13 protein-coding genes are annotated in these 19,460 nt (G+C 67.3%); 4 read left to right on the forward strand and 9 right to left on the reverse strand.

What is annotated here, in order from left to right:
• The first annotated feature begins 415 nt into the window (after positions 1-415).
• Positions 416-1,540: an alpha/beta fold hydrolase gene (locus AB0I19_RS11760; protein WP_357147479.1), complete on the forward strand. Its 1,125-nt coding sequence runs from the start codon at positions 416-418 to the stop codon at positions 1,538-1,540.
• A gap of 27 nt (positions 1,541-1,567) precedes the next feature.
• Here AB0I19_RS11760 and AB0I19_RS11765 read toward each other — a convergent pair whose 3' ends face one another.
• Both AB0I19_RS11765 and AB0I19_RS11770 read right to left on the reverse strand, forming a co-directional pair.
• On the reverse strand, positions 1,568-2,128 hold the full coding sequence (locus AB0I19_RS11765; RefSeq protein ID WP_357147482.1) for a helix-turn-helix domain-containing protein: 561 nt from the start codon (positions 2,126-2,128) through the stop codon (positions 1,568-1,570).
• 106 nt (positions 2,129-2,234) lie between these two features.
• A complete protein-coding gene (locus tag AB0I19_RS11770) occupies positions 2,235-3,725 on the reverse strand; it encodes an NAD(P)/FAD-dependent oxidoreductase (RefSeq protein ID WP_357147485.1) in 1,491 nt (496 codons plus the stop codon).
• 124 nt (positions 3,726-3,849) lie between these two features.
• Between AB0I19_RS11770 and AB0I19_RS11775 the strand changes: the two genes are divergently transcribed.
• Positions 3,850-4,917, forward strand: coding sequence for an AraC family transcriptional regulator (locus AB0I19_RS11775; protein ID WP_357147488.1), 1,068 nt, complete (start codon positions 3,850-3,852; stop codon positions 4,915-4,917).
• A 91-nt stretch (positions 4,918-5,008) separates the two neighbouring features.
• Here AB0I19_RS11775 and AB0I19_RS11780 read toward each other — a convergent pair whose 3' ends face one another.
• Positions 5,009-5,896 (reverse strand): exodeoxyribonuclease III, encoded by an 888-nt coding sequence (locus AB0I19_RS11780; protein ID WP_357147491.1) that lies wholly within the window; start codon positions 5,894-5,896, stop codon positions 5,009-5,011.
• Between the two features lie 282 nt (positions 5,897-6,178).
• On the opposite strand from AB0I19_RS11780, the gene AB0I19_RS11785 reads away from it, so the two are divergent.
• Positions 6,179-7,438, forward strand: coding sequence for an ATP-binding protein (locus AB0I19_RS11785; protein ID WP_357147494.1), 1,260 nt, complete (start codon positions 6,179-6,181; stop codon positions 7,436-7,438).
• A gap of 25 nt (positions 7,439-7,463) precedes the next feature.
• Here the strand turns inward: AB0I19_RS11785 and AB0I19_RS11790 are convergent, their stop codons facing one another.
• Complete coding sequence (locus AB0I19_RS11790) at positions 7,464-8,423, reverse strand: zinc-binding alcohol dehydrogenase family protein (protein WP_357147497.1); 960 nt, start codon at positions 8,421-8,423, stop codon at positions 7,464-7,466.
• Between the two features lie 70 nt (positions 8,424-8,493).
• On the opposite strand from AB0I19_RS11790, the gene AB0I19_RS11795 reads away from it, so the two are divergent.
• Positions 8,494-9,129: a TetR/AcrR family transcriptional regulator C-terminal domain-containing protein gene (locus AB0I19_RS11795; protein WP_357147500.1), complete on the forward strand. Its 636-nt coding sequence runs from the start codon at positions 8,494-8,496 to the stop codon at positions 9,127-9,129.
• Between the two features lie 27 nt (positions 9,130-9,156).
• Here AB0I19_RS11795 and AB0I19_RS11800 read toward each other — a convergent pair whose 3' ends face one another.
• The 5 genes from AB0I19_RS11800 to AB0I19_RS11820 all read right to left on the reverse strand — a co-directional run bounded on the left by AB0I19_RS11800 (position 9,157) and on the right by AB0I19_RS11820 (position 19,223).
• Complete coding sequence (locus tag AB0I19_RS11800) at positions 9,157-9,429, reverse strand: hypothetical protein (protein WP_357147503.1); 273 nt, start codon at positions 9,427-9,429, stop codon at positions 9,157-9,159.
• Between the two features lie 95 nt (positions 9,430-9,524).
• Positions 9,525-10,862, reverse strand: a complete 1,338-nt coding sequence (locus AB0I19_RS11805; RefSeq protein WP_357147505.1) for a DUF1254 domain-containing protein — start codon at positions 10,860-10,862, stop codon at positions 9,525-9,527.
• A 64-nt stretch (positions 10,863-10,926) separates the two neighbouring features.
• Positions 10,927-12,285, reverse strand: a complete 1,359-nt coding sequence (locus tag AB0I19_RS11810) for an aminotransferase class I/II-fold pyridoxal phosphate-dependent enzyme (protein WP_357147508.1) — start codon at positions 12,283-12,285, stop codon at positions 10,927-10,929.
• On the reverse strand, positions 12,282-18,587 hold the full coding sequence (locus tag AB0I19_RS11815; protein ID WP_357147511.1) for an SDR family NAD(P)-dependent oxidoreductase: 6,306 nt from the start codon (positions 18,585-18,587) through the stop codon (positions 12,282-12,284). Before AB0I19_RS11815 ends, AB0I19_RS11810 begins: the two co-directional genes overlap by 4 nt.
• Before the next feature lie 15 nt (positions 18,588-18,602).
• Positions 18,603-19,223 (reverse strand): GNAT family N-acetyltransferase, encoded by a 621-nt coding sequence (locus AB0I19_RS11820; protein WP_357147513.1) that lies wholly within the window; start codon positions 19,221-19,223, stop codon positions 18,603-18,605.
• Between the last annotated feature and the right edge of the window lie 237 nt (positions 19,224-19,460).

A 19,460-nucleotide genomic window follows, 5' to 3' on the forward strand; every position in this document is an offset into this window, starting at 1 on the left:
ACCGCGTCGCATTTGACGTGGTGATCCTGTCTGCCCAGCCAGGCAGAGGGCGCGCGATGGCACGGCTGTCGTGGTGCCGTGCGCCGTTGCGGCTGGCGGCCAGGTTTGGCCGACGATGCGCGGAGAGCCCCGGGCCGGCTGTGATATCCCCGTCATGACCTGGTGATTCAGTGCGGCTCACAGTGGATGTTCGACGCAGACTCCGTCCGTCCTCGAAAGATGAAGTCGCCGGGCATGCCGAGGACTTCACAAAACCTCGCCAATGCCGCTTGTAGCGCGCTTGAGGTTCGGGATCGCCGCCACCAGATCTGTGAGCCGACCGAGTTCTTGACTGGCGTCCAAGAACCCTCTACCTTAACCGCGAACCACTTCTTGGACGTCATCCAAGAAGTGGCGAACCGAGAGGACGCGAGTCATGGAAATCAGTGGGCCTGCCGATCGGCATGAGGCGGCGACGGTGCAGCGGCGCGAGGTCTCGTTCACCTCAGGTCAGGACGAGTGCGCGGCATGGTTGTACACCGCACCTGACCTCGACGGCCCGCGCCCGATGGTGATCATGGGTCACGGGCTCGGGGCGGTGCGGGAGATGCGCCTGGACGCTTACGCGGAACGGTTCGCCGAGGCGGGGTGGTCGGTGCTGGTGTTCGACTACCGTCACCTCGGGGCCAGCGGCGGAGCACCACGCCAGCTCCTCGATATCGGTCGGCAACGCGCCGATTGGCATGCCGCCCTGGCGTTCGTCCGCACTCTTCCGGAGGTCGATGCCGACCGGATCGCATTGTGGGGCAGCTCTTTCGGTGGCGGACATGTCCTTCAGGTCGCCTCCGAAGACCGCCGGGTCGCGGCGGTCGTCGCCCAGTGCCCCTTCACCGATGGACCGGCGTCGTTGCGCTCACGTATCCGGACCGGCCCGCTGAGCGTGGTAGCGCTGACAGCGGCAGGTGTCCTCGACACAATCGGTTCCTTGTTCGGCGCGAAGCCGATCCTGTTGCCGATGGCGGGGACATCCTGGATGCCCGCGTTCGTGGCCTCACCCGATGCCCTTGCCGGTGCTTCCGCACTCCTGCCTGCGGGGACGCGTCTCTCGCGGCGCACCAGCACGTTGTTGAAACGGCTGCCGTCGGTACGGGCTCAGGTGTCGAAGAACATCGAGCTGACCGAGATCGACGCCGGGGAAGAACCCGTGACCGGTGTCGGCGGCGACAGCATGTGGGGTGTATTGCGCGGCCCGGACGGTGAATTCGATGCCGCCAACGCTCTGGCCGCGCGGCTGGCGCTGCGCCTTCCGCTCGATCGGCCCGGTCGCGCGCTGGCTCGCTTCAGCACTCCGACGCTGCTGTGTGTCTGCGACCACGACGCGGCCGCGCCCGCGAAGGCCACCAAGCGTCATGCCCGGGGCCTGGCACACGTGCATGTCCAGAACTACCCGTGCGATCACTTCGACATCTACCTGGGCGAGCACTTCGAACGTGCAGTGCGTGACCAACTCTTTTTCCTGGCAACACAATTCGGCTACACCGCACGCAACAACACGCAGTAGGCCACCCCGGTCTCGCGGACCAGGCACTCAGTCGGCGGCTGCGGCAAGACCGCGAGCGCTTTTCAGCAACGTCTCGAGCACCGCCCGCCGCTGAGCCTGCCCCGCCGGATGTGTCAGCAAGCCCTCGACAACGAAAACGCCGATCGCGACCAGCGGATCGGCCTCGTCGGCCGGTACGCCGAGCTCGATCAGTTCTGCCCGGAACAATCCCTCGGCCAGCGCGTGGAATTGCTCGTGCCATTCGTGAATGGCTTCGGACTTCTCGGCACGCATGTGCACCGTGCTCACCAGCCGCCCCAGTTGCTCCAACTCCCCCACCAGCCACAGCAGCCGATCGGACAGCCCCGCGCCCAGCATTTCGCTGTAGGAGGCCATCGAGTCGGCCAGGACCGCGTCCAGGACCGCGATCAATACCGCGTCTTTGTCCTGGAAGTACCAGTACAGCGTGTTCGATACCACTCCGGCGTCGCGGGCGATCCGTGTCATCGATGCCGCGTCGTAACCCTGCTCGACGAACAACCGACGAGCAGCCACCACGATCTCTGCACGCTTTTCTTCCCGATCCTGCGGACGTCTGTTGCGAGGCATCTCCAGTCCTGACCTAGTGCCGGCCTCGATGCTATCTTGACCGGCCCCCAAGAACGGTGGCGGTATCGCGCCGCCGAATCGCCGGGGTGGCCTCACCTTGCTCGTCTCATGTGGTCGCCTCGGCGATGCCGGATCCTCGCGGGACCGCACCGACATGGAAGTCAGCGAGCGAGAACGTCGCCGTCCGTCGGGAATACTCCGAGACCAAACCCGGCCAGTTGCTGGAAATCCGACCGGAGGCGGATCTGTACCAACTCACACAACCCGACCACGCCGAGCCGGCGAGGCGTCGCTGTATCTCGTCGTCGTAGCGCTGTTCGACCTCCGCACGAATCTCCATGACCCCACCCGGGTTTCGCGCCAACACCTCGACGGCTTGGCGGATGTAGCGGGCTTGGCGTTCCAGCATGTAGATGATCGAACCGGTGCCGAGGTTGGTGTTGGGGCCGTACATGACGAACATGTTCGGAAACCCCGGAACTGTCATGCCCAGATGAGCGCGGGCGCCATCGGCCCACGCGGCGCTGAGTTCGTGGCCTGCGCGCCCGCGCACCGTCATCGGTCCGAGGAATTCCTGGGTGGCGAATCCGGTGCCGTAGATGATCACATCGACCGCGTGCTCGACGCCGTCAGCGGTGCGAATTCCACCTGCGGTGATTTCGGTGATGCGATCGGTGACGACGTCGACGTTGGGCTCGGCCAGGGCAGGGTAGTAGTCGTTGGCGAACAGCACCCGCTTACAACCGATCGGGTAGTCGGGTGTCAGCTTCTGCCGCAAGGCCGCCGAGGCCACTTGCCGTCGCAGTTGCCAGCTCGCCGCGGCTTCGACCGCAGCGCTGATCCGCCGGTTACCGGTGATACCCAGCGTCCACACCTCGCCCAGGGTCCACCACAGGCCACGTTCGAGCTTTTGCAGCAGCGGCAGCCGCCGGAAAGCGGAGTGGTGGATCGACCGGTACACACCGTCCGGTTTGGGCAGGATGTAGGGCGCCGACCGCTGGAACAGGGTCAACTGTGCGACCTGCGGTTGAATTCGCGGAACGAACTGGATGACGCTCGCGCCCGCGCCGATCACCGCCACCCGCCGTCCCCGCAGGTCCGCATCATGACGCCACTGCGCCGAATGAAACGATGCGCCCTCGAACCGCTCGCGTCCCTCGATGTCGGACATCGCCGGACGAGACAGCTGCCCTGTCGCCGGCACGAACACCCGAGCGCGGACCGAACCGCCGTCGGCGGTGGACAGGATCCACAGCCCCTCGGACTCCTCGAACCGTGCGTCTGTCACGTCCACGTCGTACCGAATCCGGCCCCGCAGGTCGGGCGCGGACGCGATATCGGTCAGGTAGCTCTCGATCTGAGCCTGACCGGCGTAGCGCCGGGTCCAGTCCGGCTTCGGGGCATAGGAGAACGAGTAGTACGGCGAGGGCACATCGCAGGCGGCACCTGGATAGGTGTTCTCGCGCCACACCCCGCCCGCCCGATCCGCCTTCTCCAAGATCACGAAATCGCTGATCCCCGCTCGCAGCAGCTCATTGGCCATCGCCAGTCCGGCGAAACCCGCACCGACGATGGCCACCGATACGGTGTCCGCCACGCTTGTTGTCCCATCTCGCATGGTCCTCGACGCTAACCACGGAGCATCGCGGGACGTAGATCCGCGCGGCCAGAGAATTGACAATTTTGGCCAAACCCTCGGCAGACTTGTAAACTCGCTGGTCATGACGGGATCTATCCCGGCCGCAGCGGTTTCCCATCACGATTTTCCCCGGTCGGCTGCCAGCGTCGCCCTGATGTCCCAGTTCGCCCGCGACCACGGACTCACCCCCGAGCAGACACTCGACGGCTCAGGTCTCACCGCGGCCCACCTCGCCGACCCCCACGCGCACGTTTCCGCAGCACAGGAACTCGCCGTCGCGACCAACCTGGCCACCGCGCTCACCGACGAAGACCACCCCGGGCTCGAACTCGGCCGCCGATACCGCACCACCACATTCGGCATCTTCGGATTCGCCTGCCTGGCCAGTCCCACCCTGGGCGACGCCCTGTCGTTCTTCCTTCGCTATTTCGACCTGACCTTCGCCTTCTGCGTTCCCCGAGTCGAGGTGTCCGAGGCCGAGGTGATCGTGCGACTCGACGACACCGCCCTCACACCACCGGCCCGACAATTCCTCCTCGATCGCGACGCGGCGGCCATCCTCACCGTGATCGAAGACCTCTTCCCCGGCCAGTTCGCACCAGCGCGAGTCGAGATCCGCCGCCCACGACCAGCCTCGCCCACACCGTTCGCGGACGTGTTCCACCAGCTACCGATCTTCGACCGGCCCGAAAACATCGTCGCGTTCGACCCACGCCTGCTCACCCAGCCACTCCCTCGAGCCGATCCACGCACCCTCGCCCAATGCGAAGAGCAGTGCCGACAACTGGTCACCGCACGCCGACACCGCCACGGCATCGCGGCACAGATCAGAGACCTGCTCACCCACGTCGACCTGGACACAGCAGGTCCCGACGAGGTCGCCCGCGCACTCCACATCAGCACCCGAACCATGCGACGACGACTCGGCGAAGCAGGCACCAGCTACCAGATCCTGCGCGACGAGGTCCGCGAAACACTCGCCGAACAGATGCTCCGCACCGGCGCGCTCTCGGTACACGACGTGGCTATCCGCCTCGGTTATGCCGAATCCGCGAGCTTCATACACGCATTCAAACGCTGGAAGGGAGTGACCCCCAAACAGTTCCAAAACCGGCGCCGAACAACGCCTGGGTCGCTCATTCAAGACTGAAATCCGCTTCGATCATCACCTGGCCGGCCCAAACCTCCAGGTCGCCTGCGTTCCCATCTTCGATGTGCCCCGCCGAGGGCACCAGAACTTCTCAGTCGGGCGTCGCCGAGTAGGTCACTATGAGGGGCGCGTGATCGGAGAGGCGCTCGGCGGGTGACGGTTCCTTGTCGACGACGACAGACGTCGCGAGGCGGGCGAGACCGGGTGTCACGAGTTGGTGGTCCACTCGCCAACCCACATCCTTGGCGAACGATTGACCCGCCCAACTCCACCAGGTGAGTGGACCCGGGCGATCGCCGTGCACCTGTCGCACCACATCGACGAGCCTGCGCGTGCCGAGAATCGAACTGAACCACTCGCGGTCGGTAGGCAGGAAGCCGTCCATCGTGCGGGCGGCACGCCAGTTGGTCACATCGTGCCGGGTGTGCGCGATGTTCAGATCCCCGGTGAGGACGAACTCGCGTCCCACACTCAGCGCAGCGAGCCGGTTCCGGTGCACTTCGCGGGCGAACGCAGCGAGGAACCTCTGCTTGCGTTCGTACCGGACCCCACCGTCGGGCTGCTCGCGCATCGATCCCGGGCGCTGGAGATGCGCGGGCAGACCACCCTTGGGGAGATACAGAGAGGCCACCGTCACCGGGCGGTCGGCCAGGTCTACCTCGATATAACGTCCCTGCGCGGTGAACTCACCGAGTCCGCGGGCCCTGGGTGGGTGGGTCACCCACGTCCGCACAGCAGCGGCGGGAACCTTGGTCAATACGGCCACTCCGTTGCGACCGGCCACGGAACCGACATCCACTGCCGCCGAATAGCCCGGGAAGGTGCCCACATCGGCTGCGGAACAACGCAATTCCTGCAGCGCGACCACATCCGCCGACCTGGCCCGCAACCACTGGTCGAATCCACGACGACGTGACGCGCGGATTCCGTTGACGTTGAATGTGGCGACAGTGAAAGAGCCGGCGACCGACGAACCCATGGCAACACTGTGCCGGAAACCCCTGTCGCCCGCCCGGGCAGCTCCGGTACACGACCTGAAACCAGGATGTAGCAGGTTCGAAGCCTGCCGAGGGCCTTGCTCGTAGATGACGATCCCGTGCAGCTCGGTTTCGGTCCTGACGCCAGGTCAGCAGCAGGGCATCGTGGATCTCAGAGTCGAAAGCAAGGACGCGACGCTTCATCCGGCAGATCGACGACACACTCTCCGGCAGATCGACGGGAGAACCTTCGGCAGATCGACGGGAGAGCGTAGGATTCGGCTGTGCATCACACCGCTGGTTTCCTCCCGAGAAAAGCCGCTGCGCTGGTGAAAGAGGCGCTGGCAGACACGCGGGTGGTCATTCTCAACGGTGCACGGCAGACCGGGAAGAGTACGCTGGCTGAGCAGTGCCTGCGCGGTATGCCGGAGGTCACCAAACGCTATCTCGACGACAAAGCTACGCGTACCTCGGCGGAAACCGACCCGGCCGCCTTCCTCGACGCACCAGGCACCATGATGATCGACGAAGTGCAGCGCGTTCCGGATCTCTGGTTGTCGATCAAGCACGCTGTCGACCGCGATCCACGGGCGGGGCATTTTCTGCTGACCGGCTCGGCAAGACTCCTCGGACTCAGCTCTCTGGGCGATTCACTGCCCGGCCGGTCGGAAACCATCGAGCTCTTTCCCTTGTCGCAAGGTGAAATCAACGGCACCCCAGATGGTTTCATCGATGCGGTGTTCGCTGCCGGTGCCGACTTCCGCACCGGATCATCGGAGCTGAGACGCAAGGACTACCTGGCTGCGGCGGCCAGGGGCGGATATCCCGAAGCCATCCGTCGTACCGCGCCGCGTCGACGCGCCCAGTTCTACAGCTCCTACCTCGACGACATCATGAGTCGCGATGTGCACCAGGTGGCCGACATCCGCCGCGGATCCGACATGCGTCGCCTCGTCGCAGCCCTGGCCGCGCAGACCAGCGGCCTACTCAATTACAGCCGCCTGTCCGCTGATCTGGGGATACCGGTCACGACCCTGCGGGACTATGTCGACATCCTGGAGCTCATCTACCTCGTCCGCTTGGTCCCGGCCTGGTCGGCCAATGCCACCGCACGTGCCATTTCGACACCGAAACTGACCTTCACCGACTCCGGTCTCGCCGCCTATCTACTGACCGGCGTCACCAATGACACGACCACCGGCGCCATCCTGGAGACTTTCGTACTGGGCGAACTGACCCGTCAACTCACCTGGAGCACGACCATGGCCAGGCTGCACCACTACCGCGACCGGGACGGCTACGAGGTCGACGCCGTCCTCGAGGACAACGCGGGCAGGATCGTCGCGATCGAGGTCAAAGCGGCGGAGACCATTCGCCCCGACGATTTCCGAGGCCTGCGAGCCCTGCAACGTCGCCTCGGCGATCGCTTCCATGCCGGCTTGGTCCTCTACTGCGGTGACCAGCAACTCCCTTTCGGCGACGCGCTGACCGGTGTTCCGATCAGCGCCCTGTGGACGACCCCGCCGCCTGAGCTGCAAGTCTGAAATATGTTCACCAGGAAGTCCGCGATCAGTCCGGGACGATGACGGCGCGGGGACGGCCCCGATGTGCCCAGGCTTCGCCGACACGACTGAGCGGGTATGCGGTGTAGGGCGGGTCGAAGGTGCCGTCGGCGAAGCGGGCGAGGATGGCGGGGACCTCGGCGATCATCTGTTCCTTCGAGACCGAGCCGAGGCCACTGCCGCTGATCCGGATGCGGCGGCTGCGCAGTAGCGCCGCGGGCAGCGAGGCGTCGGTTCCGGCGAGTGTGCCGATCTGCACGTAATCGAGCGGCACGCTGTTGGCGGACGGGCCGGAGCTTCCCACTGCTGCGAAGGCAGCCTCGGCGACGGTGCCCCACACGTAGTCGAGGACGAGGGTGGGTTGGGTGTCGGCGACGGCCGCACCGAGGGTGGTCGACCAGGTGTCGGGTGCGTCCGGGGCGAGTGCGACGGTCACTACGCCCGGGCTGCGCAGTCGTTCCAGCGCTGCGTGGTCGCGCCCGGCCGCGACGACTTGTTTCGCGCCGAGGGCCAGCGCGGCACTCACCGCCAGACCGCCCGAGGCGCCGGTCGCGCCGAGCACGAGTACGGTCCCGAGTTCGCCCGCCTCCTCGCGCCGGGCGATCAGCGGCATCCAGCCGGAAAGGGCCGGATTCATACCGGCGGCGACAGCGAGCGGATCGGCCCCGGCGGGAAGTTCCGCCTCGAACGGCGTGACCATCCATTCCGCCATGGTCCCCCACGGCGCCAGGGCGAAACCTGTGTAGACCAGCCGCCCGTCCTCGGTCCGCGCCACGGCATCGACGCCCGGTACGAGTGGATGTGCCGGGCCACCGGAGTAGTGGCGCCCGGCGGCCTGCCCACGGACGACGTGGTGCAAACCAGCGCCGACCAGCCTCAGCGGTGCCCGCTCCGGCCGCGGTTGCGGATCAGGGAAGTCCGCGAGAACTGGTGTGGCGTCAGGGGTTTCGACGACAGCAGCACGCATGAGATGTCTCCTTAACTAAGTTAATTCAGGATGCCGTCAACGGTGCCTTAACTTTGTTAAGGTGTCAACCGTGGCAAAAGGAATCACCCGGGAGCAGATCGTGACGACGGCGCTCGAACTGCTCGACGAGCAGGGCATGGACGCCCTCACCGTCCGCGCGCTCGCCGCCCGGCTCGACGTGAAGGCCCCCGCCCTGTACTGGCACGTCCGCAACAAGCAGGAACTCCTCGACGAGATGGCCACCTTCGTCATGCGCCGCGTCACCGATGCCCTGGCGGCGATCCCGCGCGGCGCCGACTGGCGTGACGACGTGTCCGCCTACGCCCGCGTCCTGAGGTCGGAGTATCTGAGGCACCGGGACGGGGCGCGCATCTTCAGCGGCACGCGTTTCGCCGACCCCGACGTGGTGAAGGCGAAGGAATCGTGGCTCGAGCGCTTGACCGCGGCCGGGTTCTCACTGCCCGAGGCCGACGACACCCTCGACCTGCTCACGGCCTTCGTGGTCGGCTTCGTCATCGAAGAGCAGGAGCGCAGCCCGTCCACCGGCGCGGACCCCACTCGATATTCGCTTGCCGAACGCGATGCGTGGCTCGGCGAGGGGGCCGAGCTGGTCAAGGCCGCCGGACATCTCCGCGACGACGGCGACCCGAGGTTCGAACGGCAACTCGGCGTTGTTCTCGACGGGCTCGCGACCCGGTTGCACTGACGACTGGGCGCTCGGAGCACTGCGGCCCTAGCTGGTCGAGCGCAGGGCCTTCCCGAGCTTCACCCGATGCTCGTCGTCCACCGAACGCCGGACAGGCCAGAGGGTTTCGGCGATTTCCGTACCCGCCTGGGTGCGGTAGGCGTCGACCAGGATGGCCGGGCCGCCGCCTGTTTCGGTGAGGGTGGCCGCCGCTTCGCTGCCGTCGGCGAAGACGATGTCGAAGCGGTCGCCGGGGAGGTCGAGTTCCAAACCTGGGAACAGGTGGGTGTAAGCGACGACTACGGATGCTGCTTCGGTCACGGTGTTCCTTCCGGTCGGAGGCGGTCTCACCCTACGTCGCGAAGTGCTCCATCGACCCGCACCGAGCCTCCGATGTCAGGAGTGCCGGTCACCGATCAGGGCTGTCGAATGATCGGTGGGAGTTCGTAGGAACCGTTTAGGACGCTGGGGTCGGGTTCGTACACACGCAACAGGGGACGGAAGGGGCCGGCGGGAGTGGGGAGCCAGTTGGCACGTTGCGTCGGGTCGGTCGGCTCGTCGTGCTGAAGGGCGATGGTGAGGGAGCCGTCGGCGGCGGTGACCAGCCCGGGGGTGCGGTCGCCGATGGAGTAGCGGTCGATGGGGTTGTCGACGAGGTAGAAGTTCTGCGCGTCGTACATCGTGATCGACCAGAAGGCGCCGCACGGCGGGGGCGTGGCGAAGGTCAACTGGTATCGCTGTGATCCGTCCAGGGCGGCGCTCGCGCTGTCGACGTAGACCATCGCGTAGGCGGCCTCGTAGCCGTGATTGCCCCACAGTCCCCCGCGGGCCGCCGCGGTGCGTTGCGTGTAGCGGGCGGGGGTATCGGGCACCTTCCATTCCGGATCGTCGAGGGCTCCGACTTCGAAGAAGTCCAGGTTGTAGTCGAAGAGGTGGTAGGTCAGGTTCCAGCCGTTCTGCACCGGCGCGCTGACGTGCTTCAGCTCCGACTCGAGGTTCTTCCTGCCCTCGGCCAGACCTTCGACCAGCGCCTCGGCGAGGCCGGGATCGCAAGCGCGGTAAGGGGATTCATCCGCCAGCAATCCGAGCGGGGCGAACCGCTGCTGGTACCGCTTGTCGCGTTCGGCGGGTGGGAACGCGGCTATCGCGACGCGCAGCTGTTCGAAGAACAGCAGGTCGTCGGGCACGCCGGTGGCCGGTGTCGGCAGTCCCTTTCCGGTACCGGTGGGGGTGAGCAGCAGGCCGGTTTGCAGCGCCTCCACCGTGGGTAGGTCGGATTCGCCGTCGACCGCCCAGCGGCCGACGATCGAGACGATCGTGGTCGGGCAGTGGATCACGATGACGTCCTCGGGTGCGGCACCGTTCCATCCGGGCGGCACGAGCAGGAACGATCCGGCCCCGGTTCCGGTCGCACGGTGACCGACGTAGGCGAAGTTGTTCGTCCAGGCGTCCACGAATTGCATGACGTAGTAGCGGCCGTCGGCATCGGGCACGTCGAACCGCACCGGGCCGCCACTGGTGTCGACCATCGCGTTCGAGTACACGGTGTCGTTGTTGACGGACACGAAATTCGTATCCGGCCCGGCCAGGGACGCCGCATTGGCGAACTGGTTGAACGGGGCGGCAGCGGTCGCCCCCAAACCGTTCCGCACCGCTTCGGCGACCTTGTCCAGGTCGGCCAGGATCGGATACCCGTAGACGAAGGCCTCCGCGGCCAGTGCTGCCAGATCGGGTTTCGACGCCGCAGTAGTCATCGGGCAATCGTCATGCCTGGCCGATCGCGATGCATCATCCGTTCCGGGTGAGATCAAGAACCTCTCAGCCGAGGCCGTAGACGACGGGCAGCGCTTCGGCGACCCGCACTGCCTCGGCCAGCTCGTCGGCGGTGCGCCGGAGTTGGTCGGTGGTGTGTTCGGAGGTCAGGAAGAAGCGCAGTCGTTCGCTGCCGACCGGGACCGCCGGGGCGGTGATCGCGCCCGTGTAGATGCCCTGTTGAAGCAGCCGGGCCGAGACGAAACCGGAGCGGAATTCCTGCGGAACCATGACCGGGAAGATCGGGGTGCCCTCGGAAACACCCAGGTCGAGGCCACGTTCGACGAGCAAGCTCCGGAAGAACTCGGTATTGGACCACAGGCGGGTCAGGCGTTGGGGTTCCATGTCGAGGATGTCGAGGGCGGCCAGGGCGGCACCGATCGTCGACGGCGCGGGGCCTCCGCTCAGCATCGCCACGCCGGGTGCTGCGACCTTCATCGCACCGATCAGGTCGGCGTCACCGGCGACGAATCCACCGCAGCTGCCGAGCGCCTTGGACAGGGTGCCCATCCAGATGTCGACCGCGTCGCCCGGTAGGCCGAAATGTTCGCGAACGCCTCGGCCGTTCGCACCGAACACACCGAGCGAATGCGCCTCGTCGACCATCACGGCACAGTCGAATTCCCTGGCAATAGCGGCGATTTCGGGAAGCCGGCCGACGGTACCGTCCATGCTGTAGTGACCTTCGAGCACCACCAACGCACGGTCGAAATTGGCGCGCGCCATCCGCAGCACCGACCGCAGCGACTCGGGGTCGTTGTGCCGGAAGGTGAGCTGACGCGCACCCGACCACTGCACGCCCGACACCACACTGCGGTGGATCAGCGAATCACAGATGGCGACATCGCCGTCACGCAACAGAAAGCCGATCACCCCGGCATTGGTGAGGTATCCGCTGGTGGTCACCAAGGCGTCGGCGACGTCGTACATCCCGGCCAGACGCTGCTCGAGTTCGGCGTAGAGCGGGATCTCCCCGGCGACGATGCGCGAGGCCGAGGCGGAGGCGCCGTAGGTGTCGAGCGCGTCCTTGGCCGCCTGCACCACCTTCGGATGATTACTCAGCCCGAGGTAGTTGTAGGCGCCGAAGTTCACCAGTTCGCGTCCCTGCCAACGGATCACGGTGTCGTTGGCGCTCTCACGCAGCAGGAAGACCGGGTTCGGCATGTCGAATCGGTCGTACAGTTCGGCGATCGTGGCGCGCTTCTTCGCCATCGCCGCCACCTCGGGGTGGTCGGCGAACTGGCGACCCGGACCGCGCCGGGGCCGTCGCGTGGCGGGCGGTGGCGTGGACGGTGCCCGCGACACCCCCTCGCCGACCGTGTCGTTGAGCAGTTTCCTGGCCAGTTCCCGCGCCGACTCGCTCATGCCCGCACCCCGACGATCGCCTCCGCCACTCGCGCTCCCGCCTGTTCGAGGCTGAACGAACGGCCCATCTGCAAGGTCAGCAGCTCGACACCGAGCGACTTCGACACCAGCGCACCGAATTCCACCGCCATCAGCGAATCCAGGCCGAGTTCGGGAACCGGAACGCTCAGGTCGATCGAATCCGCCGCGACACCCATCACCTGCGCCAGCTGTTCGGCCAGCATGTACGCCACGACCTCCCCGCGTTTGTCCTCGTCGAGTTCGGCGAGCTGCAGACGCAACTGACTGGCCGCCGAATCATCCTGCGCCGCAGCGGCGATCATCGTTTCAAGGCGCCCTGTCTTGGCGAAGAACGGCGCGGTGGCATCGACCTTGGCCCAGTCGATCGGAATGATCGCCGCCTGCGTAATACCCAGGCGCAGCGCCTGTTCCAGATATTGTGCGCCCTCGTCCATGTCGAGCGGATCGAAGCCGGTGGTGCGCAGATAACGGGTGATGTGGTCGTCGGCGGCGGCCATACCGCCACCGGACATGTGACCCCAGCCGACCGCGAGCGCCGTGCCACCCGTGCGGACAACCGATTCGGCCATCGCCTGCAGCGCGGAATTGGCTGCGGTGTACGCGAATTGACCGACCGCGCCGAACATCGTCGAGCCGGAGGAGTACAGCACGAAGTGGTCGAGTCGCACGCCTGCCGCCTCGAGACCCGCCGCCAGGGCGCGCACACCGTCCACCTTCGGCCGATACACCGCCGCCAAACTGTCGACGTCCATCACCGTGGCGCGTTTGTCATCGATCACGCCCGCCGTATGGAACACACCGCGCAGCGGATGGTCGGCCGTGTGCGCTCGGTCGATCACCGCGGCGACGGCCTCGGCATCGGTGATGTCGACCAGCTCGCTGACCACCGTGATGCCCTGCTGCGCCCACGCCGCGAGCTGCGCGACGGCCGCTCCCGTGGTGGGGCCGCTACGGCCCAGCAGCGTCAGGTGACGGGCGCCGTTGCCGACCAACCACCGTCCGGTGGCCAGGCCGAAGGCCCCGAAACCACCGGTGATCAGGTAGTTCGCGTCCGCTTCGATACGCACTTGGGGCAGGGCGGGGCGGACGAGGGGCTCGGCTTCGGTGAGATCGAGCGCGACGCGTCCGGTTCCGGTGGACCGCGCCACCGCCTCGAAGGCCTCGCCGACCTCGGCGGTGCCGTAGCTGGTGAACGGCAGCGCCCGATAGGTGCCGTCGTCGAGCCGGGCGTTGATCCCGCGCACCAGGTCGAGCACGCGGTCACGCCGGACGCGGGCCATGCGGTCCAGGTCGAAGGAGTAGTAGGCGATGTTCTTGTCGAAGGCGGCCAGTTCGAGCACGCCGCCGGCGTAGATGTCGGCCTTGCCGATTTCGACGATGCGGCCGAATTCGGCGACCATCGTGAAGTTCTGGCGTTGCAACTCACCGGGTGCGGTACTGAGGATCACGTCGACGCCACGGCCGTCGGTGAGCGCGAGCACCTCGTCCACGAGCGTGAGCGAGCGCGAACCGAGGACGTGATCGGCGCCCTCGGCCGACACGAGCGCACGGCGTTGCTCGGTGCTCGCGGTGCCGATCACCACGGCACCGTGCTGCTTGGCGATCTGTACCGCGGCAGTGCCGACACCACCGGCGGCGCCGTGGATCAGCACGGTCTCCCCCGGCTGGATCCTGGCCAGCTCGAGCAGGGAGTGTTCGGCGGTGGCGAAGGCCGTTCCGCTCGTGCAGCGACCGGGATCGGTGCCGGGGCGCACGCGGGCGAGCAGGGCGGCGTCGGTGGTGTGGAACCGGGCGATCATGCCCTTCGAGGTCACGGTCACCTCGTCGCCGACGGCCACGTCGGTGACTCCGGCACCGACCCGGATGACGGTCGCGGCTCCTTCCATACCGGGCACCGTGCCGAAATAGGTGGGCGCCAGCTCCCGCTCCCCGAGCACGCCGATCACCTTCAGCGCGTCCTTATAGTTCAGGCCGACCGCGCGCATGCGCAGTTCGACCTCACCGGGTCCGGGTGCACGGCGTTCGCACCGCCGCCAGCCCAGCCGGGCGAAGGTGCGCGAGCGGGGCAGCTCGAGTTCGAAGTTCGCCTCCGGATCGGTGAGCGGCTCCGCCGTGTCGAGCGTTTCGAGGCGCTGCGGCATGGTCCGGTCCACGACGGTGACCCAGCGCAGTCCGTCCCGCAGGATCACCTCGTCACTGCGGTCGTAGGTGAAGGCACCCGGCAGGGCGAGTTCGGCGGCCAGTTCGGTTTCGGTAACCCGAGCGTCGATATCGACGAGCCGCCACCGCAGCCGGGACTGTTCGTTGAGCAGCACACGGCGGGCGCCCGCGATCGCGGCCTGGGTGAGCGAGGGTGGCGTCGGGTCGGCCGGGTGCGCGTAGGCGTTGGCGGTGACGACCGTCGCGTGCAGCGACCCGTCGCCGGTCATCGGCAGGTCGACGGCGAGTTCGTTCGCGCGGACGTCGAGGAAGCTCTCGAGGGTGGCCGCGACCCGGCGAAGGGTCCACAGGGTGGGTATATCGCCGTCGGCCGAGGCGCCGGGAACCACGCAGACATGCACGCGCTCGACCACTTCGAGAGCGAAGAGGTCGCGGAGGCGGGCGGTGAGGTTCGCTTCCAGCTCGGCGTCGTCGAGCAGGACGGCGGCCGAACCGGCGGCACCGGTGCGCACGGCCTGGTGCACCCGTTCGACGCGGTCTTCGACGCCTTCGCCGTAGCCGAGGACCAGCGTGAACAGTCCGTCGTTGCCGGGCAGCGCGGTCGTGTCGACCGGTTCGCGCAGCTCCCAGCGTTCTTCGTAGAAGAATTCGCTCATCCGCTGCAGTGGTCCCGCACCCGGGGTGAGCGAGGCGAAGCGCACGCCACGCAGCTGCAGGCAGACGGCGTTGTCGGCGCCGAGCAGGTCGATGTCGGCGGCGTCTCCGGACATCCGGGTCACCACCGTGATCTCGGCGGGCAGTGCGGCCAACCGGCGCACCGAGCGGACGCCGACGGGAACCATCGCCCCTTCGGCGGCACGCCCGGCGAGCAATGCCGCGACCGTTTGCAAGGCGGCGTCGACCACGGCCGGGTGGGCGAGATGGCTTGCATCCCGGTCGATTTCACCGTTCACCTGCGCGACAACGGTGTCCGTGTCGAGCCGGATCGCGGTCACCCGCTGGAACGCCGGACCGTACTCGAGCCCGGCCGCGACGAGACCGGTGTAGAAGTCGGCCGGTTCGACCGATGTCATCGCGGAGAGGTCCGGCACGTCGGCGTCGACCGGCGCGTAGGAGCCCTCGACGAGCCGTCCGGTCGCGTGCACGGTCCACACCGAACCGGCGGCACCGCGCGAACGGATGGTGAAACGTCGGGTCGAAACCTCCAGGTGGAGTTCGACGATCGGTGCGTCACCGCCGTCGACGACGAGCGGTGCGACGAACCGCACGTCCTCCAGCCCCACCTGCTCGGACTCGGCCCGCACGGCTGCGGCGCTGAGCGCGGCGTCGAGGTAGCCCGAGCCCGGCATGATGGCGGTGCCGCCGACGACATGGTCGGTGAGCCAGGGCAGCGCGGCGGTCGACAGGTTGAGCCGCCAGGTGTTCGCATCGTCGGGGCGCCGGTCGCCGAGCAGGGGGTGCGCGTCCGGGGTGCCGTGCCGCTGCGTCCGCAGTTCGGGCAGTTCCGAGCGCAGCACCGTTCGCTGCCAGGGGTAGCGCGGCAGGTCGATATGCGGTGTCGGGCGGACTGTTTCGGTGAACAGGGTGTCGATGTCGAGAGCGCCCGCGGCGTAGAGGTCGGCCAGCACCTGACGCATGCTGTGCGCGTCGTCCTGTTTGCGGTGCAGGGTGGCGATGGTCGTGCCCGTCTCCCCCGCACCGATGAGGATCTCGCGGATATTGGCGCCGAGCACCGGGTGGGGGCCGACTTCGAGGAAAACGCGGTGCCCCGCCTTCACGAGCGCCGTGGCCGCCGCCGCGAAACGCACCGGCTTGCGCACATTGGCGCACCAGTAGTCGGCGTCCCAGTCTGCGCCGGTGACCACCTCGCCGGTGACGGTGGAGTACAGCGGGAGGCGTGGTTCGGCGACGGTGATGTCGGCGAGCGCGGCACGCAGTTCGTCGAGGATCGGGTCCATCAGGGCACTGTGATACGGCACTTCGACCTGCAGACGACGCGCGAACACGCCTCGCTCCGTGAGCGTTTCGGCAAGAGCGTCGAGGCGGCCGACCGCACCGGCGAGGGTGACCGCCGAAGGGCTGTTGATCGCCGCGATATCGACCGCGTCCTCACCCGCCACGAGCGCACCGGCCTCGTCCGGCCCGAGTCCGACCGCGAGCATGCCGCCGGTGCCCGCCGTGGTCGCCTGTAGCCGCGAACGGTGGTAGCTGACGAGAACGGCGTCGCCCAGCGACAACATGCCGGTCAGGTACGCGGCTGCCACCTCGCCGACGCTGTGCCCGACGACGGCCGCGGGCTCGATCCCCCGCTCCCGCAGCGTCGCGAACAGCGCGACCTGCACCAGGAAATTGGCCGGTTGCGCGACGGCGGTCGAGGTCACCCTCGATTCTTCCTCGGGCCGCAGCAGTTCCTCGATGATCGACCAGCCGGCCACCGCCTGGAACTCCGCGTCCACCCGCTTCGCTTCGACAGCGAAAGTGCCCTCCGCCGTGAGCAGCTCACGCGCCATGCCCCACCATTGCGGGCCCATGCCGGTGCAGACGAACACCGGTTCACCGGCGCGTTTGGCAACGGTCTTGGCGACCCGGCCCGATCCGGTCGCCAGATCGATCAGCCCCTGCACCAGCTCGGTGTCTTCACCGAAAGCGACGCCCGTGCGCACCGGGTGATGCTGACGCCGCCGCCACGCCGCCTCCGCCAGCCGCTGCGGATCGGCACCGTCGGCGATGCGTTCGGCGAACCCACGCGCCAGCTCCCGTACCGCACCCTCGGAACGCCCCGACAGCGGCAGCACACCGAAATGCACAGGTGGCCGGACGGTTTCGGCGCTCGGCCGGTACTCCTGCAGAATCGCGTGCGCGTTCGTCCCGCCGTAACCGAAACCGTTGACCGCCACGGCCATGCGCTCGACGTCGGGCCCGACCGACTCGGCCTCGGTGAGTACTCGAATCCCCCACTCGTCGAAGGGGATATCGGGGTTCGGCGTGTCCAGCCAGCCCTGGGGAGGGATCGTGCGATGCCGAATCGCCAACGCCGACTTGATGATGCTCGCGACGCCGGAGGCGGCCTCGGTGTGCCCGAGCGTGGCCTTCAACGATCCGACGCCGAGCTGCCCCGGCCGTCCGGCAGGTGCGCCGTAGGCGCGGCCGATGGCCCGCAGTTCGATCGGATCGCCCACCGGGGTGCCGGTACCGTGCGCTTCGACGTAGGTCACATCGCGAACGTCGATGCCGGAGCGCCGGATCACCTCGCGCGCAAGGCTTTCCTGGGATTCCGCATTGGGGACGGTGATCGCGGTGGTCCGCCCGTCCTGGTTCGCGCCGGTGGCCTTGACCACGGCGTAGACCCGGTCACCGTCGCGTTCGGCATCGGCCAGCCTTTTCAGGACCACCACCCCGGCGCCCTCGCCCCGGCCGTAGCCGTCGGCCGCGGCGTCGAACGGCTTGCTCCGCCCGTCGGCGGCGAGGAAGCCGCCCTTGCACATCGTGACGAACGTTTCCGGCTGCACCATCACGTTCACGCCACCGGCGATCGCGACCTCGCAGTCACCGTCGGCGATAGCCCGGCACGCCAGATGCAGGGCGACCAGCGACGACGAACAGGCCGTATCCACCGTCACGGCGGGACCTTTCAGGTCGAGCGCGTACGCGAGCCGGTTCGACAGCATCGTGTACGACACACCGACGGCGGTGTGCAGGTCGACATGCGGCAGCGCGGCACCCGCCGAAACCACCATCTGGTCGAGGGTGAAGGCACCCACGTACACCCCGAGCGAGGACCCCGCGGCTCGTCCGGCCACGCCCGCGTCGTCGAGCGCCTCCCAGGCGACCTCGAGGATCAACCGTTGCTGCGGGTCCATGCTGGTGGCCTCGCGTGGGGAGATGCCGAAGAACTCCGGGTCGAAGGCCCACGGGTCGCCCGTCATGAAGGCGCCGCGTTTGGTGTACATGCGGCCGGGGGCGCGCCGGTCCTCGTCGTAGTAGCGGCGCCAGTCCCAGCGCTCCTCGGGAATCTCGCGAACGCCGTCGCGCTTGTGGATCACGAAGTCCCAGAACGATTCCGGTGAGTCGATGCCGCCCGCATAACGGCAGCCGATGCCGACGATGGCGATGTCAGTCATGTGCATTCCTCGGGGTCAGAGCGGCCGCGGGCGGCGAATCATGATGTTGAGTTCCGGGCCGGACGCACCGAGCCGGACGGATCCGGTGCGCTCGTTGCCCAGCGCCTCGTAGTAGCCGACATTGGCGTCTTTGCAGATGCCGCAGATCGACGCACCTTGCCGGTCGGCCTTGTCGGTGAACGAGGCGTACAGCGCCCGGCCCACACCGCTGCGCTGCAGGCTCGGGTCGGCGCCGAGATAGACGTGGAAGAAGTGCGGTTCGGGCGGAGCGGCCCGATCCATGGCCGCGTCGACCTCGATACCGCGACGCACCGCGGATCCCATCGCCGCGAGAAGCTCAGGGCCCGCGATGATTTCGCGCAGGCCACCCGGACGATAACCCTGCGGGTACCACAGCAGGGCCCCGACAACCCGCCCGTCGAGCACCGCCACCTCGGCCCCGCCTGCGGGCAGAAAGCGGTGCCGGATCATGGCGCGCAACATGCGCGGGGCCCGTCGATACCGGACGGTCTCGTCCGGAAAGACGTACTCATCGATCGGATCGTCATGGGCGAAAGCGGCGGCGAGCACTTCCACCATGGAGTCGATGTCGGCCTTGGTTGCCGGGCGGACGATCAGGCTCTTTCCTGAACTCAACGCTGTTGTACCTCAATGGATCCACTGTGCCGGATCACGGAACTCGTTCGGGCAGAATGTGTTTCGTTAGGCTATCTCAGCACATCTGCCAAGCATAGAATTCGGAACGACTTGTCGGTTTTCGCGACGTCGCCACGCGTCAAGGGGTATCGACACACTGGTCGTCCGCGCCGATTCTTGACGAAATCCTTACGGTCGCCTCGGGATGCCGGGGCCGGTCGGACAATTAGGCTGGCC

The sequence above is a fragment of the Nocardia sp. NPDC050413 genome (assembly GCF_040655475.1).
Lineage (GTDB): Bacteria > Actinomycetota > Actinomycetes > Mycobacteriales > Mycobacteriaceae > Nocardia > Nocardia coubleae.

What these genes read in the sequence shown, in the direction of transcription:
- AB0I19_RS11805 (WP_357147505.1), bottom strand. Translation starts at nt 10,862, where the DNA reads ATGACTACTGCGGCGTCGAAACCCGATCTGGCAGCACTGGCCGCGGAG.
- AB0I19_RS11780 (WP_357147491.1), bottom strand. Translation starts at nt 5,896, where the DNA reads ATGGGTTCGTCGGTCGCCGGCTCTTTCACTGTCGCCACATTCAACGTC.
- AB0I19_RS11760 (WP_357147479.1), top strand. Translation starts at nt 416, where the DNA reads ATGGAAATCAGTGGGCCTGCCGATCGGCATGAGGCGGCGACGGTGCAG.
- AB0I19_RS11810 (WP_357147508.1), bottom strand. Translation starts at nt 12,285, where the DNA reads ATGAGCGAGTCGGCGCGGGAACTGGCCAGGAAACTGCTCAACGACACG.
- AB0I19_RS11790 (WP_357147497.1), bottom strand. Translation starts at nt 8,423, where the DNA reads ATGCGTGCTGCTGTCGTCGAAACCCCTGACGCCACACCAGTTCTCGCG.
- AB0I19_RS11815 (WP_357147511.1), bottom strand. Translation starts at nt 18,587, where the DNA reads ATGACTGACATCGCCATCGTCGGCATCGGCTGCCGTTATGCGGGCGGC.
- AB0I19_RS11775 (WP_357147488.1), top strand. Translation starts at nt 3,850, where the DNA reads ATGACGGGATCTATCCCGGCCGCAGCGGTTTCCCATCACGATTTTCCC.
- AB0I19_RS11765 (WP_357147482.1), bottom strand. Translation starts at nt 2,128, where the DNA reads ATGCCTCGCAACAGACGTCCGCAGGATCGGGAAGAAAAGCGTGCAGAG.